The sequence below is a fragment of the Buttiauxella sp. AC038 genome (assembly GCF_979253565.1).
The window spans coordinates 1-15,622 of sequence record NZ_CEEDCQ010000004.1 but is presented as its reverse complement, the minus strand read 5'-3'; the positions used below and the strand labels follow the sequence as shown (position 1 = coordinate 15,622).

The following is a 15,622-nucleotide window of genomic DNA, read 5'->3' as shown; positions in this document are numbered from 1 at the left end:
GTCAGTTCTGGCTGTGGTACGTGTTCAGCGTGTCAGACCAGGTGTCCGGTGCCGGACCGGAGAGGACCGGGTGGCTGAGCAGGGTGGGGTTAATAATCAGGGCCATATGGCGCAGGCGTTGCTGTAAATCTTCCCGCATCGGCGGACTGGCCTGCATCAGCGCCTGGCCAAACTCACCGGGATGACTGGTGCCCCAGAAGGCTTCCGTTTCTTCCCGGTGACCGGTGAGCCAGTTCAGGATCTGCGTGGCGCCCTCTTTCTGGCGGGCATTGCCGTGTGCGCGGGCAAGAATCACGGCGCGCAGCAGCAGGCTGACATCAGCGGCGGACAGTTCCGGCAGGTACACCATCACGCCGTCATTGGCCCCCAGGGTGTTCAGCCGATGGCTGAAGTGGCAGACGGGGCAACTCACCCCCAGATTGCTGTCGCCGTGGTGTTCCGGATTACCGTCGCGAAACACCAGGGTGTTCGCCTCATGGACACACCCGCAGGTGTCACACTGACCGGCGGTCAGTTCGCGGGCACGTTTCACCAGTGCCGGTGGATGGGGTTCGCTTTCATGTCCCCATACCTGCTGTTCGGTACTGAAGGTTTCATAACGGTGCGCCACGGTCAGGCGGACCATCTCCGTGTGGCTCTGCTGCCAGCGCAGCGCGGGTTTGTGCAATTGTTTGCGCACGGCTTCGCGTACATCGCCAGCCGGAAAGGTCCGGGCCAGCAGTTCACACAGACGGTCCACGGGAATGAGCCAGACGTCGGCGTCATAACCGTGGTCATGCGCGATGCGACCGCAATGGTAAAAGTCAGTCTCCAGCGGGGCCAGCAGGGCGACACCGGCGGCGTTGTGTGGTGCCTCCCAGCTCAACACCGGCTCGTCCATGTCTTCGGTACAGGGGGCGAGGGTGACGGGCCAGCGCAGCAGGGCATGGCGTAAGAAAGTACTCATTTATCCTGCCCTGGTGTGAAGACACCGATTTCTGCCACCACACGCCCCTGCTGTTGCAAGGGCATCTTAAACCCCATTCCGATATGGTCCGCCACCGCCCGCAGCACCTGGTCGGTGACGTCCGTTTCCCGACGCGAGCCCTTTTCAGCGGCGAAGATGAGGTCATGTTTTTCTGAATGGTAAATGACGATTTCCATAGGCACTCCGGGGTAATAAGAAAGACCCGGCAGCAGAGCTGCCGGGAGGATGAGCGTTAACTCAGAGGTCAACCGGGTTGAGTTGCAGGGTGGACTGACCTTTCTTGATGAACTGGTCGATGGCAATCAGGATGCAGCCGGCACCCAGCGGGGTGAGGATCCAGCCCCAGGTGATTTGCGGGTTTTTCTTTTTGGCCACCCACAGACCGATCCCCAGAATCACCAAAGCGACGCCGCCAAACTTGGCCACCATCATCAGGCTTTTGGTGGAGCCTTCGGCCCCTTTCGCCACGTTATCGAACATGCCAAACACGTCGTCAGCGGCATGAGCGGGTAAGGTGACGGTGCCGAGCAGGGCGGTCAGCGCCAGTGCGAGACGGGTGTGCAGCGCGTCCAGTGCCAGCCAGATACGGACCCACAGACGAACAGAAACGGACAGAATGAAATTACGCATATTTACTACTCCATTGTTTTAAAGGTTAATTCCAGGTCAGACCCAGAGTTTTTTGCAGTGCATCAAGTAACTGGGGATTGCAGAGCAGCAGGATGCCGGTGATAACCATCACCATGCCCGTGCCGATGTCCTGCCGGGCGGACAGGCCGGTGTGGCCATCCACCAGGGCACGACGGGCCCTGACAAGGCCCATGTAAAAAAACAGCGCGCCGACGGCCCGCAGCAGGGTGAGAACCGCATCCACCGACAGCTTTGCGTAACCGAGGGACTCCGGGGCGTAGGCGATGGCGTCAAAGGACACATCCCCGAACCCCAGCGTGTGGGCGGCTTTGTTCATCATCTGCTGCAGCGCAATCAGTGCCGCCCCGGTGACGGCAGCGATGAGGGCTTTCATGCCGTTGACCGGCTTACCGGACCGGGTGCGGGTAATGGTGGAGACAAGGGCGACGATGCAGCCCCCCAGACCGACAAACACCCCCAGTGAGAGGATCAGGTTGATCCCGCTGGTTTTCAGTCCGCCGGCGACGCTGACGAGTATCTGAACGACGTCCATCAGTCCCCCTGGCGTATCACGCCCTGGCTGGTTCGCACTTCACGACGAGCGGCATCGATGGCCTCAATACGCATCCCGTGCAGGGTGTCACCCGGGTAGACCGCCCAGGTGCTTTTACCGTCTGACAGCCACGCCATGCCCGGGTACACCGAGTTAATGCGCCAGCCTTTCACGCCGCTGCGTTGTGCCGGGGTTGTCCGTGCCAGCGCACTTCTGGCCACCGGTTTGGGCTGCGTGGCTTTACGTGCCGGTGCGGTCGGTGTGGCCTGCGGTCGGGGCTGTTGCTCAAGGGCTTTGAGGCGGGCTTCCAGTGCCTCAATACGCTTTTCGCTGTTGTCCTGGCGCCCGGACAGCGTCGTTACCGAGGCTTCCAGTGCCGGGTTGCTTTCCGGGACCGGAAGCGGCGACGGTTCAGGTGTTATCACCTCCGGCGTGACCGGTGGCGGTGACACCACGGGCTCCGGGGCAAAGGGCTCCTCCGGGGCTGCCTGCTGAATCACCGGCTCCTCCGTCAGCTGGCGCACAGGGGAGGGCTCCGGCCAGAAGGCGTAAACCAGCAGGGCGATAATGGCGCCAGCCCCTCCCAGCAGGGTGAACAGGTCGTAACCGAAAATCTGGCGCTTCGGCTTAACCGGTTTCGCGGGTGCCACACGTTCCTGTGTAGTGACGGCAGGTTCTGGCGTGTCTTCCGGCAATGGGGTGGCCTCCGGCTCAGGGCCGGTGTCAAAAAATGGCTGACTCATGGGGTATCCTTAACGTTGTGGAGTGGCGGCCTGCGCCGCCCGGGTCACGTTGTCTGTGGTTCTGACGGCACTCATAAACAGCAGGGCCACTGTCTGGCCCCGGTTGACCAGTACCTGTTTCACTGGCAGACGCTGCGCATCGCTGGCAATCACCTGTCCTCCCTGCTGGGCAGCGCCACCCAGTACCGTGCCGGCCACGGCAGTCGCATCCGGCATTCCCACGCGCCCTTCAATATTGTTAAAGCCGTTACTCAGGATCTGCGTGTTCGCGCTGGCATACAGCTGACCCCCGAGCCCGAGGCCGGCGGCAAGGGCCGGCACGATGATGCGTGAGGTGTAACGGTTGTTGACGTCGCTGGCGACCGAAGACTGCAGGGTGTCGGGCATCGCGGCCCACACGTCCACATTCCAGGTGTCCCCCTGCCATTCCATGCGGTTGAAGTTAATGCTCACCCCGTCGCCTGCCAACTGAACCCCGTTGGCCAGCAATGTCGCCCCGGCGTAAGGCCCGGAGGGAATACGCGCCAGCACCTGTGAACGGGTGTTGTCCGAGTCAATGGCGGTTTCTATCACGCCACCCGGGCGTGAACCGGCAGGAATAAGCACCCGCTCGGTGACGGTGGCCGGCGCACCTGTCACCCCGGCGGTGGCCGTTTGCGTTGACAGGCTGTCGGTCCAGGCTGACCAGACGGTGTTCTGTGCATTCGCCCCTCCCGGTGCCTGCCCGGACTGTCCTGCCGGCGCGCCAGCCACACTGGCCAGCTGCCCGGTGGCCGGCTGGCGCTGCTCCATCAGCGCCATCAGTAATGTCTCCAGCGCCTTCTTCTTGTCCGGATCCATCGTCTGTTGTGGCACATAATTCACCTGCTGCACGGTCTGGACCGGCTCAGATGGTGGGGGCGGTGGCGGAGGCGCAATGGGCTCCTCATGCACGTTGCCACTGCCGACTGAGGCAATAAAACTGCCATTTTCTTCATGCGCCTGTCGGGCGCCATCTTCATTGTTGGCCTTCAGCACTTTGCTGTACTGCGGGCTTTCCGGGGTGGCGGTGCCGGTGCCGTTCGCCGCCTTATCCACCGCAATGCGTGAGGCCTGCTCCGGTGGGGCGCTCAGCCAGGTGGCCAGCAGAAACCCGCCGGCAATCACGGCAAACAGCACACCGCCTATTACCAGACCGGTTTTTTTCATGTCCCGGCCCACGTCTTTTTCAGCAGCCATAATTACTCCAGAGAAATGCCCAGCCAGACCGTTTTACCGGCCACAGAAAAGGCCAGCTCCGGTGCCAGGGGCAATTTGTAAAAGAGCGTGCCGTCGCCGGACGCCTGAGTGAGTTCAAACTGATCGCGCAGTTCACTGCGGGTACGGACAAACAGGTCATCGCCCATCTGCCAGACCTGCGTGGACGGGACATCGCCCTGTGTTTTGAGCCGCTTAGCGCCAGCGGGTGGGACGCCATCGAGAAACGCCTGCAGCGTCGGGTTATTCAGGTCTATTTTGGTCTGACCGGACGGCATGGCACGGGCCGCCGGGCCCCGTTGCGGAATGCGCAGATCCAGTCGGCTGTCCACAATGCGTGAGGCGGCGGCATTTTCCGGCTCACCGCTCATCGCGTTGATGATGACCGGCACCGCCAGCCCTTTGAGGTACACCGTAATATTGCCCTTGTCGTACTGACGCAGCGCCTGCACGGTCATCAGGCTGCTCTCAGGGATGTAGGTGACGCTGAAGCCTTTTTCATTGCTGTTGTATGGCGGGACAGAAATCGGCCACGGGGCACCGGTGTTGTCGGTAAACATCACCGTGCTGCCCTGGTTAATGGCCGTGCGGACCACCGGAAGTGAGCCGCCCGGCGACAGATTCACTGTCTGGGTGGATATACGCGGGACCACGTCGGCGGCCTGCCAGGCGCGACCGCGCACACCTTCATCAATGGCCTGGCTCACGCTCTCCACTTCGGCACGACTGAGCGGCGCAACCTGACCTTTAGCCCAGGCTTCCGCTTCCGACGGTGAAGGTGGTGGCGGCGTCTGGCGCAGCGGCGCGGTGATATCTGCCCCGTTGGCCCCCGGTGCCGGGGCTGCGCTGGCAGTGGTGGGTTGTGCGCCTGCCGGTGCAGCGGGCAGTGCCGTTGTGGGTTTCTGGCCGGAGCTTGCGGTACGGGCCGGCTCCCAGTCTGCTGAGCACACGGTAAAGGCAGGCAGCAGCAGGGCCACCGCCATCAGGGAGTGTCTGAACATGATGTTTATCCTGTGAAAATGAACTAGCGGGCGTCGCGGGTGACGATGGAGGCCATTTCGATGCCTTCCGGCTTCTGACTGACGTCGGCGCGCTGAATACGGACCGTAAAGATAAAGTTCTGCGCCGGCAGGCTGCGGGTCTGACCGTCCAGGCTTAACGTGACCGGGTACTGGATTTCCCACATGTAAGGGCCATCACCGAGTCGGCCGCGTTTTTGTATCACCCCTTTGCGGGTGACGTTGGCTGACATCAGCATCTTCTGGTCTTTCACGGCCGTGAACAGGTTTGAGCTGGTCAGGGCGCTGTAGTAGCTGGCAAAACCAGCCTCTGAGAACTTCTGCTGCAGACCGCTTATCTGGGTGCGGTAATTGCGGAAGTCGAGCTGGAAGGCATCGCGTATCAGCCGGTCACCAAAGGCCACAATCTCATCATCCCGGTAGGCCGGCTCTGAGGTGGGGACCTGCTTGAGAATACTGCCGTTATAGGTGGCAAAGTATTTCACCGGCGGGTGAGCGACCTGCCAGGCGAGAAAGCCGGTGACGGGCAACTGCAGCAGACACAGTGTGCTGGCCACCAGGGCGACGGACAGCGAACGGCGGGCAAAGCCGGCGTTAAGCTGATTTTGTTGCTGGAGCACAAGGGCGTCCATAAACGGGTTGGTGACGATGTCATCCGGGGTGAAGCCTCCCCGGGGGAGGCCTGATGTTTATCCATAGTGGTGTCTTCAGTTCAGGGAAATAAACGTGTTGCCGACGGCCTGACTCACCGGCGCGGCCTGGGTGGCCACCGGGGTGGTCTGCACACGGTACGAGGACAGCGAGGCCGTGGGGAGGTTGCCCCACGGGTCAATCGTTGACGGCACATAGTCGTTAATTTTATCGCGCGCGGTCTTACAGATTTTCTGGCCAATCTGGTTGAGTACGTTTGATAAGTTCGGGAACGTCGGGGCGGTAATGGTGGTCGAGATATTTCCCAGACAGTCCCCCAGAGATTTGGACACTGTCTGCTGGCGCTGAGCCCAGGCATCGGCGGCGGCTTTGGCCCGGTTATACCCGGCTTCACTGCCCACCTGCGCGGCGGTCGCGGCCCGGCAGGAGGCCGCCTCTGCGGCCGGACTTAACGCCAGAACGAGTGTCGTTATCAGTAATTTGTTCATCATTTCCTCACATGGGCTGATGCTGCATGGCCGGCTTAGCCTGCTGACGCGGTTGTGGGGCAGCCTCTTCCGCTTTCGGTGGCGTGTATGCCTGCGTGAACCCCAGTTTGCTGTGCAGTGCCGGCGGGATCTTTTCCGGGCTGACCAGCGGGACGGCAAATTTCGGTGCGTCCTTACCGGTGAGCCGGAAAGCAAAGGTGTCGTAATTCACCTCGGCGCCCTTGAGCTGATTGACCGGTGAGGCGTGGCCTATCAGCGAGAGTGAGCCGTCGTCGCGCACCGTATTAAGCGCCAGAAAGCGATCGCCGTTTGATGCGGTACACAGACGGGCCAGCACATGCTGCAGTTCATTTTCATGGCGCACCACGCCCTGCAGGTAATCACCGTTGCCTTTGACCAGATGGGCGAGCAGCTGACCGTTGTCATCAAAAGCCTGCATGACCAGCGAGCCGGCGGCTTTCGACGGCGCGGGAACCGGAGTATTAGCCGGAGGTTGCTCAGGTGCGGGCTGGCCTTTGCCATCCGGACCGGTATAAAGCAGGCTGTGTCCCTGTGCGTCCGGCGTGGCCAATGGCAGGTTAGCCTGTTGCACCACCTGCGCCTGAACCTGCCAGAACGCGTTACCGTCATACGCCGCCAGCTGAGCCGGGGCGACTTTGTCCGGGTTGTCGGTCAGTAACTGGTTATTGACCGCCGGGGTGATGGTCCACTGATTACGGTGAGTTTCGTGGGGCGTAAAGCCGGTCACCACGCCCTGCTCATTTTTCACCGGCACGTTAACGGTCACCGGCTTTTTGCCCAGATGCTGGAGCTTGATCATGTCGCCGCGTTGCTTGCCGCTGTCCGCCAGTGCCTGCCCGAGCTCCACTCCCCAGTAGGTTTTCGCCCCCTGCTTTGTCCGCAATGTCACGTAATAGCTGGGGGTGTTCTTCGGATCAAACTGATAAGGCGCCGGGCCGGCCTCCATCAGTTTGCCGGTCAGTCCCGCGCGCAGGGTTTCACGCTCGATGACGCTCATGGGTGGTACGGGTTGCGCAGGCGTGTCAGCGGCCACCGGTGCGACAGGCGCGGTATCCACAGGCGCGGTGGTGGCCGTCGGGGCGGTGACAGGTTGTGTAGCCGGTGCCGGTGCCGCCTCACTGACCGGGCCGGGTTCCTGTGGTGTCATCGTCATGCCATTTTCCGGGACCTTCTGTTCATCCCGGCTGGCCAGCAACGCGTCAAACTGTGCCCGTTGCTCCGGATTTTTGAGGTGGACCTCAATGTTGTTATCGGCAATCAGGGTCAGCGCTCTGGTAATGAACTCCGGCGAGCCGGTCACCTCCACCGCGCCCCGGTGATTCGCTTTCGCAGACAGTAGGGCGGCCACAATCATGCGGTCGTTGTCGCTGGCTTCCGGAGTGGCCATGACAATACGGTCACCGTAATCACGGAACGCATCCTGTCCGTCGAGCGCGTAAATCCAGGTGTTACCGTCCTGACGGCTGGTCAGGCCCTGAAGCAGTTCATCCAGATCGAGACGGGTGGCGACCGGGGTGTCCGTGTCCGGGGATACATCACCCGGCTGGCGGCCAAAAGTGAAGGCAAAACCGTTTTCTACAACCGGCGACACATTTTCAGGCGCTAATGTTGCGGATTCAGATGGTTTGAGGTCTTCAGTTTTTGGCGCGGATAAAGGTGTTGGATCTGGACGTGGTTGTTCAGGGACTTCTGATTCTGGCGTGGATTCTTGTGTATTTTGCTCTGCGAGTGGTACTGGTTCAGGTGCCGCTGGTTCGGGTTTATCGGGTTCTGCGAGTGGTACTGGTTCAGGTGTCGCTGGTTCGGGTTTATCGGGTTCTGCGAGTGGTACTGGTTCAGGTGCCGCTGGTTCTGGTTTATCAGGTTCAGCAACTCGTTTTGGGTCAGGGCTCATGTTTACAACAGCGCTATCAATCAAGTGACCAAGCGTTGCAGCACTATTATTATGATTCAGGTCCAGGCTTCTTATTGCTTCCGCATAAAGTCGGTTTAACGGGGTAATATGTGTTTTTCTGTCAGGGTTGCTATCAATAGTTTCAACGAGTGTGTGTGTAAGTAGAGACGTCAACCTTTCAGCTTCTTCTGGCTTATTTTGAGCCGTGGCCAGCGTTACGAGTTCTGAACGGATGGCATCATAGTGTTTTGAAAAAATCGGTTCTTCTTGCAAGATATTTGACAATCTTGAGTCGTCCTGAGCGACATCACCTAACGCCTTATCAATATATTGCGTCATTTCTGCTTTTATATTCCCCCGCAGAGCGTAAACGAACGTTATCAATGAGGTCTGTGTTGACAATGGCGACATAGCTATTGTCTTTCAATGCATCAATCCCTGCCTCTTTAAGAATGCTCATACCCTGGGGGCTGCTGGCGAACATAAGAAATGTTTCATCTATATTCTTGCTGTCAGCGAGTTTTTCCCCGAGCTCTGAGCGTGAAGCCTCACCATTCTCTGTAAGTCGTTGATGAACCGTTTTCCCTGCCTCTCTGATTCGCTCACGCAGTTCATCTGTTAATGATGAACTATCAGAACGATCTAAAATAATCGCAGTAGAAGGGATTTCTAATTCATAAACGTGATAGTCCTTATGATTTATTTCCTCCATCGCATAGTGCACGCCTAAAATCGACGTATCTGTATAAAAACCTCGCCCCACAAAGTTTTGACCTAACCCTATTTTTTCAGAGTCAATGGCACTAAAGGTGGCAGGTGAACCGTGGTACAAAGTTATCGTTTCATGCTCAGCTTTCGGTAGCTCTACTTTATTCGGCTCCAGACCTGTAGTCGTTTCAGACACAGGCGTTTCAGGCTGACCTTCCTTAAAATTACCTGGCATGGTGTTTTCCTCTGAGAAAATTTGACGCCATTGGGGGAGCAGTGGGTCAAGAACGGGTGCCAGCTGGTCCCGGACAGCATCCAGTCCCCGGGCGGCATGAATATCGTTGAAGTCACTGAAGGAGGCGGTGCCGGCAAAAGCCTGGGCGCGTTCACTGTCGGTAAACGTCGGGATGACGTACATGCCGCCAATATTGCGGGCGGCTTCTTCTGCCTTCAGCAGGCCTTTGTTGTCCTTACGGGTAAAGTCGTCTTCACCCAGAATGATGTGTGGCACATCCGGGTGAGCATCTTTGATTTTCTGTGACACTGTCACCATGTTGCCGGCATCGACCGTCATCACCACGGGCAGGCCGGTGGCCATATTCAGGCTGGCGGCCGTGGCATAACCTTCTGCATAAAGCACCGGCATCCCCGGGACCAGCGCGCCTCCCACCACAAAGAAGTTGCCGGTCTTCTCGGCGTCTTTCTTGAGGTTCTTTTTGCCTTCCGGATCGATGTACTGCAGCGAGCGAATATCGCCGTGGGTGTTGCGCAGGGGGATAACCAGATTGCCGTACTTATCCTGTCTGACACCGTCGGTGGCCGGGACGCCTTTTCTGACCAGGTAAGCATGGTCAGGGGCGGGGGGCGGCATTTTTTCCCACTGGCGGGTCAGGGTGGCGGACATACGGGCAAAGTCTGTCTGCTCCTTTTGTTCCCGGTCCCAGCGCTTTTGTGCCTGCAGCGCTTTCTGGCGGACGGCGTCGGCGGGGTCCCAGGTGAAGCTGCCGGTGGAGGTCCAGTTCACCTTGCCTTCACTGGCGCGGTGGTTCTGATACCAGCCTGCCGGGCGGCCATCGAGATAACCCCGATACACCCCCGATTTTTTACCGTGGGTATCTTCCTTCGTGGCCACCCGGTGCATTTTGCCGTCCATATGAGGAAGGTCACTGAGAACGAACCCGGCCTCTTCCAGAACCTTAGCGAACTCTTCCCGGGGAGACAGGTCTGTCCCCACCGTGACGGTATTACCGGTGGTTGTGTTTTCCGGCAACCAATCTTTTATCCGTTCCAGGTCCGCGCCGTCTTTCGCAAACCAGAGTTTTTGTGAGCGATCATATTCAAGAGCATTTTCACCGTTTGCCAGCTTTCCTGCGGCCCGCAGCGCCACAGTTCGGTTGTCCGGCAGAATGGTGAGGTACGTGCGTTTTTCCATAACGACCTCCGCTATTCATAGAATTTGCGATACCACCACGGCCGACCGGACAAACGCTGGCCCCGCAGGAAGTAGAAAAGACGCTGCCAGAGCACCGTCAGGGTGAAACCAAACAAGGAGATGACTTTAAAGAAGGCGATGATGGCGGTGACTATCCACAGCGTCATCGTCTCAGGCCACTGAAACCAGGCGAAGTAGAGCGCACCCAGCATCACCGGTATCCCGAATACTTCCAGGCGCCGTCCCGCATCCCGCCATGGGCAGATATTCATTGTGCTTCCCTCCGTGCTATTTCCCGCTCGCTGATAACCGTCAGCAGCTCGCGGCGTTCGATACGCGCTTCCCGGTACAGACGCCAGGCAACATCACTCATGCGTCGCCCCAGTCCGGCCAGATGGTTATCGATCCAGTTTCGCCACTGGGTGTAAGGCAGTTTCCCCAGTTCATGGCGGACGTGGTCATCAAACACCAGGTATTCACGGACAGCCTGACGCTTGCCGTCCGTGGTGCGCAGCAGTCGCTGAGCAATGACGTACTGCAGGTTGCTCAGCAGGTTGCCGGCCATCGCTTCACGTTGTCCTTCCGGAACCAGCATCAGGGCACGGGGAATGGTTTCACCGGGTGAGTTGGTGTGCATGGTGGACAGACACAGGTGACCGGACTGACCATTCATCACCGCCCCGCTGAGGGTTTCCGGATCCCTGATTTCGCCCACGCCGATAACGCCAGGCGCACGGCGCAGGGTCAGGCGAAGGTGTTCGGCAAAGGTCGGGATATCGCGGCCAATTTCGGACTGTTCGGGCATCAGCACGGCGCCGGGGAAATTGAGCAGAAACTCAATCGGATCTTCTGCCGTCACAATTTTGCGGTCCGGGTCGTTCAGGGCACAGTACTGATAAATGGCCGCCAGCAGCGTCGATTTGCCGGAGCCGGTTTCACCGACCACCAGGCCAATCCCCTTATGGGGCAGCAGGGCCGGAAACAAATCGGTTTCCAGCCCCAGTGTTTCCAGCGCCGGTATCACGGTCGGAATGGTTCGCAGCGTCAGTGCCGGCACCGTGTCGTAATCCCCGATGGTGGCCTGCACGAAGTTGCAGCGAAAACGCAGCCGCTCGCCGCGCGCCAGTCCGTGTCGCTGCGCCATATCGCCGGTCAGCTGCAGGGTACGGTCGATACCCCGACCGGCCTTCAGCTCTCCTTTAATTTGTTCGGAAAAAACCTCATCCATCAGGCGCTGTAACTGCGGTGGTTCGACGCGGAAGGCGCTGGCCCTGACCTTACGGCCATAAAAATCCACAACCAGCGGCCCGCCGCCCTGAATAAAGATGTCTGATACATGATGGCGGGCACAGTGGACCAGAAACTGGCAGAACGTCTCGCTGTTCAGCCCGCCGTGTGCCTGAAAATCAAAGGGGATAAAGGTCACTGGCTCTCCTTACGGACCGCAGGTTTCCAGGCTTTTTTGTCCAGCACAAAACCACTGTGTTTCTCAATCTGTTTCACCTTGTCGCCGAGCATCAGTTCTTCATGTGTGCCGGTCACGGTCTGCTGGGTTTCTTTCACATCCGGGGCGCTGATCATGCCCTGCTGGCGCAGGGTGGAATAACGCAGCATGCCGGTGTAATCCCTCGTCAGGCGGTTAAAGTTGGACTCCAGCGTGCGGTCGGCACTCTGGCGGCCTTCCTCCCAGCCGGTGCGAATGGCCGTCTGCCAGACATCACGCTCTTTGCTGTTTTTCGGGATAACCCCCGGGTCCGGTCGTTCAGGCTGCACGGCAAGACCGGTTAACAGCCAGGTACGCCAGCCTGGCGGGTTACTGACAAAACGGGCCGGAGACAGAATGTTGTAGGTGCGGTACGCGGTGCGTATCTGGTCGGGCGTGATGTGGGCGGTGTCTTTGGCCGTCACAATCACCGGGGGCAGATACCCCTGCCGGCTGATAAGGGGGCGAAAGTCATAGGCCCGGCTGAGCACATCGTCCCGGTTGACCAGGGCCTGACGCAGCTCGTAAGCGCGTTGGGCTTTTCCACCCTGGAAGCCGACGGTGTGCCCGGCGTCATTAATCATCTGCCATTCCGTTTCGCTCAGCCCGTTGAAGTCGTTCTTCTGCGGACTGAGGTAGGTCGAAATATCCGGCGGAGCCTCAAGCGCCAGTGCCGGCAACACTACGCCAGGCAGTAAGGCGGCAATCAACAGATAAGGCCTCATACGGTGCGATCTCCTTTATCCGGCAGGGAAAAGTGCAGGCGCAGCTCGATACCATCCTGAGTGAGTGTGGCGCGCCAGCCTGTCTGAACGCGTATCAAATCCAGCACCTGGTTAAAGGTCATGTCGGTCACATGGACACTGACGGGCAGAGGCAGGCGGGTGCCTGAATAGGCCAGACGGTATCCGCGTTGTCTGGCCAGCGTGTGCAGCAATTCCACTGCATCGCCCTCCCACGACAGCGTGATCCGCTGGCTGTTTGCCGTTATCTGCCCCGGCAGCGTGTTGGAAATCTGATTAATGGCGCCCGCCTGATGAAGACGGTACAGGTCAGTCTGGCGAGCCTGGGTGGCCTGCCTGATCGAGTCGGATGTGTCAGTCAGACAACTGACTGGCGCTGACTGACAGCCAGCCAGCAGCGGCAACAGCGCCGCGAGTACGTGTCGTTTCATGGTGAAGTCCGTGAAAGGCTAATGAGTGCCGGCACGCAGGCCGGCGCTGTGATGAAAGAGGCGAAATGATGGTGTAGTGGTAGCCGGCCGATATCATGTCGCTGGGGATGGGCATGATCGAAAATCTATCTACAGTAGGTGCGTTTGAACCGATGCCTTTCCACGCACCAGATTGACAGCCAGGTACAACATGGCTCAGTTAATACATACTGCGTCGCATTTAGTCGTCGTCATGTTCGCGGGTGATCCTTTCAGTATCCAGTTTTTTTGCGTGTCAACTGACAGCAGGCAGGATGTTGCAACTGAACTTGTTCCATCATAAAACTGGACGCCGAGCAAGGAACAGAATGAATGCTGTCCTATGTTTTTTGTCACGCTTGGGTCCCTGTACGTCACTGTGTAGGTGGATAGACTTCCCAAAGATGACGAACTGCTCCACACACCGGATTGACAGGAAAGTACGCCACCTGCTGCATCACGGCCTATCAGGCCATTTGACGGACACGCGGTGCCCGCCACCGCCACGCCATTCACCTGCACAAACTCGCCGGTTGTCAGTCTGCCGTTTGCCTGAATACTCCCGCTGGCCACAATGGTGCTGTTGGACTGAAGGGAACCCGCCTGAACCTGACCGCCGGTGTAAAACCCTTTGTCGGCATAGCTTCTGATCCACTGGCTGTCGGACATATACAGACCGCCGTTGTGCTTTTCGTTGTACCAACCCGTATCACCGGTCGTCCTGTACCAGCCGCCGGTATAGGTTTCACCCGTTGTCCGGGTCGTCTGTGCATTGAGGTTGGTTGCCGTGATGGTGGGGGCCGACAGGGTGCCGGTATAGGTGCCGTTCCTGCCGGTAACATTTCCCGAAAACGCACCGTTCTGGCCCGTCACATTCCCTGAAAACACGCCGTCCCGGGCGTTGACGTTCCCGGAGAACGTGCCGGTGCCGGCGGTGACCGTACCGGCGTTATTCAGGTTATTGCCGTTCATGTCGATGGCGGTATACATCCGGTTCAGCTCCGGCCGGCTGGTAATGGCGTAGCGGTACAGGCGGTCACTTTCCTGGTCATCGGTGCCCAGCACGTCCGAGGACAGGAAGCTGGCCAGCCTTCCGGACTCACCGGTCAGACCGTAAGTGGCCAGATTGTATTTCCAGCCCCCCTGCGCACCTTCAGCCAGGTTGGCGGTCCGGATATAGCCACCGGCACCGTCCTGGGCCTGAGAGATATAACGCATCCCTTTATAAGGCAGCGCTATCCCGCCCCGGGTGAAGACAAACGCCATCAATTTTTGTGTGGCTTTCGGGTTACGCGTGATGGCCACTTCGAAGGTCTGGGCTGCGGTATTGGTCAGCGAAAACCCATCGGGTAAATAGCCGGCCTGCTGCAGCTGGGCGCCGGTCAGTCTCACCGTGCCGCCCCCGGAGACCTGACTGATCAGCGTATTGCGTTTATCCCGGACATAGCTTTTGGCCGCTGCGGTGACCGCGTTCATATGCCGGGCCTGCAGGGTCCACTCAATTTCATCAACATACTGGCGGTAGCGGGTGAGGCCAAAAATACTGACAAAGACAACCACCGCGAGGACGATGGCCAGTTCGATGCTCAGTACGCCCCGGTGGATCTTTCTGGTTTTCATAAGACTTCCTGTAGCGAAATGAACGCCGGCAGCGCGGCGAACAGACAGAGGAACGGACCAAACGGCAGGTCACGCTGTTTGAGTGCCGCCGGCAGGGCGAGCAGTAACGCCAGTAAGGTGACGGTCAGGACATCATCGAGCGGATACCACATCACCAGGGCGGTAATGAGCCAGATATCCCCCAGGCCAAACATTTCATACCCGCAGAGACGGCCCGCTATCTGGCGTATCAGTAATAACGGGAAAAATACACAGAGCCCTTCAGCCAGTAACTGACTGGCGGCCCGGTCGGGTAACACCGTCAGGGAAAAAACCACCCCGGTAAACGCCATCGGGGCGGTGAAAGCAAACGGCAGCCAGTAACGGGCCAGATCTAACGATGCCAGCAGCAGGCACCAGGCGCCGACCATCAATGCCCGGACCATCTGCACCGGCGTGAGTAATCCCGCCAGGCCTGCACTGAGTACGGCGATGCTCAATGTCAGCCAACACGCCAGCAACACTGATCGCAGTGGCAGGTCAGGCAGGGCTCCGTTCTCAGCCCGGGCAATGTAGCGGGCCGCGAGGCGCAGCACCTGATGCCCGGCGCTGTAAAGTAATGGCAGGCCCAGCATCGACAGCAGCAGGTCATTCATCATCACCCCTGACCCAGCTCCCGGCGATACCGGTCATAGATTTTGCGGGCGTAGTTCATGCGCCGGGTTTCCTGTGTCGGCGTGGCGGCAAAGCCAGCGTTATAGGAGCCCAGGCATGACCAGCTGATACCACATTTTTGCAGATGGGTGGCCAGTACCCACGCCCCAATCTGCACATTCAGGCAGGGGTTGGTGAGCAACTCGTCTTTTGACTTCAGGACACCCATGCTGATGAGTCTGGGCACATGCGTGTCATTGACCTGCATGACACCGTAATCCCGGCTCACCACCTTCCCGGCTTTATCCCGGTTAATGTTGACGGCTTTCGGATTCAGACTGCTTTCCTGGCG

At 58.9% G+C, this 15,622-nt stretch carries 18 protein-coding genes; all 18 read right to left on the bottom strand.

All coding sequences use genetic code 11. The features are described from left to right. Position 1 precedes the first annotated feature (1 nt). On the bottom strand, positions 2–946 hold the full coding sequence (locus tag AC0IXI_RS23645; protein WP_471683308.1) for a hypothetical protein: 945 nt from the start codon (positions 944–946) through the stop codon (positions 2–4). Continuing rightward, entirely contained in the window at positions 943–1,143 is a 201-nt protein-coding gene (locus tag AC0IXI_RS23640) for a hypothetical protein (RefSeq protein WP_471683307.1), read from the bottom strand. The genes AC0IXI_RS23645 and AC0IXI_RS23640 overlap by 4 nt, the downstream gene beginning before the upstream one ends. Before the next feature lie 61 nt (positions 1,144–1,204). Continuing rightward, positions 1,205–1,597, bottom strand: coding sequence for a DUF6750 family protein (locus AC0IXI_RS23635; protein WP_471683306.1), 393 nt, complete (start codon positions 1,595–1,597; stop codon positions 1,205–1,207). A gap of 25 nt (positions 1,598–1,622) precedes the next feature. Continuing rightward, the gene (traQ, locus tag AC0IXI_RS23630) at positions 1,623–2,150 is read right to left on the bottom strand and encodes a conjugal transfer protein TraQ (protein ID WP_471683305.1); all 528 of its coding nucleotides are present in this window, start codon (positions 2,148–2,150) and stop codon (positions 1,623–1,625) included. Beyond that, on the bottom strand, positions 2,150–2,602 hold the full coding sequence (locus tag AC0IXI_RS23625) for a hypothetical protein (protein ID WP_471683304.1): 453 nt from the start codon (positions 2,600–2,602) through the stop codon (positions 2,150–2,152). Before AC0IXI_RS23625 ends, traQ begins: the two co-directional genes overlap by 1 nt. 300 nt (positions 2,603–2,902) lie before the next feature. Further along, the gene (gene traO, locus AC0IXI_RS23620; protein WP_471683303.1) at positions 2,903–4,111 is read right to left on the bottom strand and encodes a conjugal transfer protein TraO; all 1,209 of its coding nucleotides are present in this window, start codon (positions 4,109–4,111) and stop codon (positions 2,903–2,905) included. Positions 4,112–4,113: 2 nt separating this feature from the next. Beyond that, a complete protein-coding gene (locus AC0IXI_RS23615; protein ID WP_471683302.1) occupies positions 4,114–5,130 on the bottom strand; it encodes a DotH/IcmK family type IV secretion protein in 1,017 nt (338 codons plus the stop codon). Positions 5,131–5,153: 23 nt separating this feature from the next. Beyond that, positions 5,154–5,768 carry a DotI/IcmL/TraM family protein gene (locus AC0IXI_RS23610; RefSeq protein ID WP_471683301.1) on the bottom strand — a complete coding sequence of 205 codons (615 nt, stop codon included), beginning with the start codon at positions 5,766–5,768 and terminating at the stop codon, positions 5,154–5,156. An 87-nt stretch (positions 5,769–5,855) separates the two neighbouring features. Then, positions 5,856–6,287 carry a hypothetical protein gene (locus AC0IXI_RS23605; RefSeq protein WP_471683300.1) on the bottom strand — a complete coding sequence of 144 codons (432 nt, stop codon included), beginning with the start codon at positions 6,285–6,287 and terminating at the stop codon, positions 5,856–5,858. A gap of 7 nt (positions 6,288–6,294) precedes the next feature. Then, positions 6,295–8,541, bottom strand: coding sequence for an LPD7 domain-containing protein (locus AC0IXI_RS23600; RefSeq protein ID WP_471683299.1), 2,247 nt, complete (start codon positions 8,539–8,541; stop codon positions 6,295–6,297). Continuing rightward, a complete protein-coding gene (locus AC0IXI_RS23595) occupies positions 8,525–10,342 on the bottom strand; it encodes a hypothetical protein (protein ID WP_471683298.1) in 1,818 nt (605 codons plus the stop codon). The genes AC0IXI_RS23600 and AC0IXI_RS23595 overlap by 17 nt, the downstream gene beginning before the upstream one ends. An 11-nt stretch (positions 10,343–10,353) precedes the next feature. Further along, a complete protein-coding gene (icmT, locus tag AC0IXI_RS23590) occupies positions 10,354–10,614 on the bottom strand; it encodes an IcmT/TraK family protein (protein WP_471683297.1) in 261 nt (86 codons plus the stop codon). Further along, positions 10,611–11,768, bottom strand: coding sequence for a plasmid transfer ATPase TraJ (gene traJ / locus AC0IXI_RS23585; RefSeq protein ID WP_471683296.1), 1,158 nt, complete (start codon positions 11,766–11,768; stop codon positions 10,611–10,613). Before traJ ends, icmT begins: the two co-directional genes overlap by 4 nt. Next, on the bottom strand, positions 11,765–12,550 hold the full coding sequence (locus tag AC0IXI_RS23580) for a type IV secretory system conjugative DNA transfer family protein (protein WP_471683295.1): 786 nt from the start codon (positions 12,548–12,550) through the stop codon (positions 11,765–11,767). The genes traJ and AC0IXI_RS23580 overlap by 4 nt, the downstream gene beginning before the upstream one ends. After that, a complete protein-coding gene (locus AC0IXI_RS23575; protein WP_471683294.1) occupies positions 12,547–12,999 on the bottom strand; it encodes a DotD/TraH family lipoprotein in 453 nt (150 codons plus the stop codon). Before AC0IXI_RS23575 ends, AC0IXI_RS23580 begins: the two co-directional genes overlap by 4 nt. A 195-nt stretch (positions 13,000–13,194) precedes the next feature. After that, a complete protein-coding gene (pilV, locus tag AC0IXI_RS23570; protein ID WP_471683293.1) occupies positions 13,195–14,637 on the bottom strand; it encodes a shufflon system plasmid conjugative transfer pilus tip adhesin PilV in 1,443 nt (480 codons plus the stop codon). After that, a complete protein-coding gene (locus AC0IXI_RS23565) occupies positions 14,634–15,272 on the bottom strand; it encodes a prepilin peptidase (RefSeq protein ID WP_471683292.1) in 639 nt (212 codons plus the stop codon). Before AC0IXI_RS23565 ends, pilV begins: the two co-directional genes overlap by 4 nt. 2 nt (positions 15,273–15,274) lie before the next feature. Continuing rightward, positions 15,275–15,622 (bottom strand): lytic transglycosylase domain-containing protein (locus AC0IXI_RS23560; protein WP_471683291.1); only part of this gene is annotated, 348 nt, incomplete at its 5' end.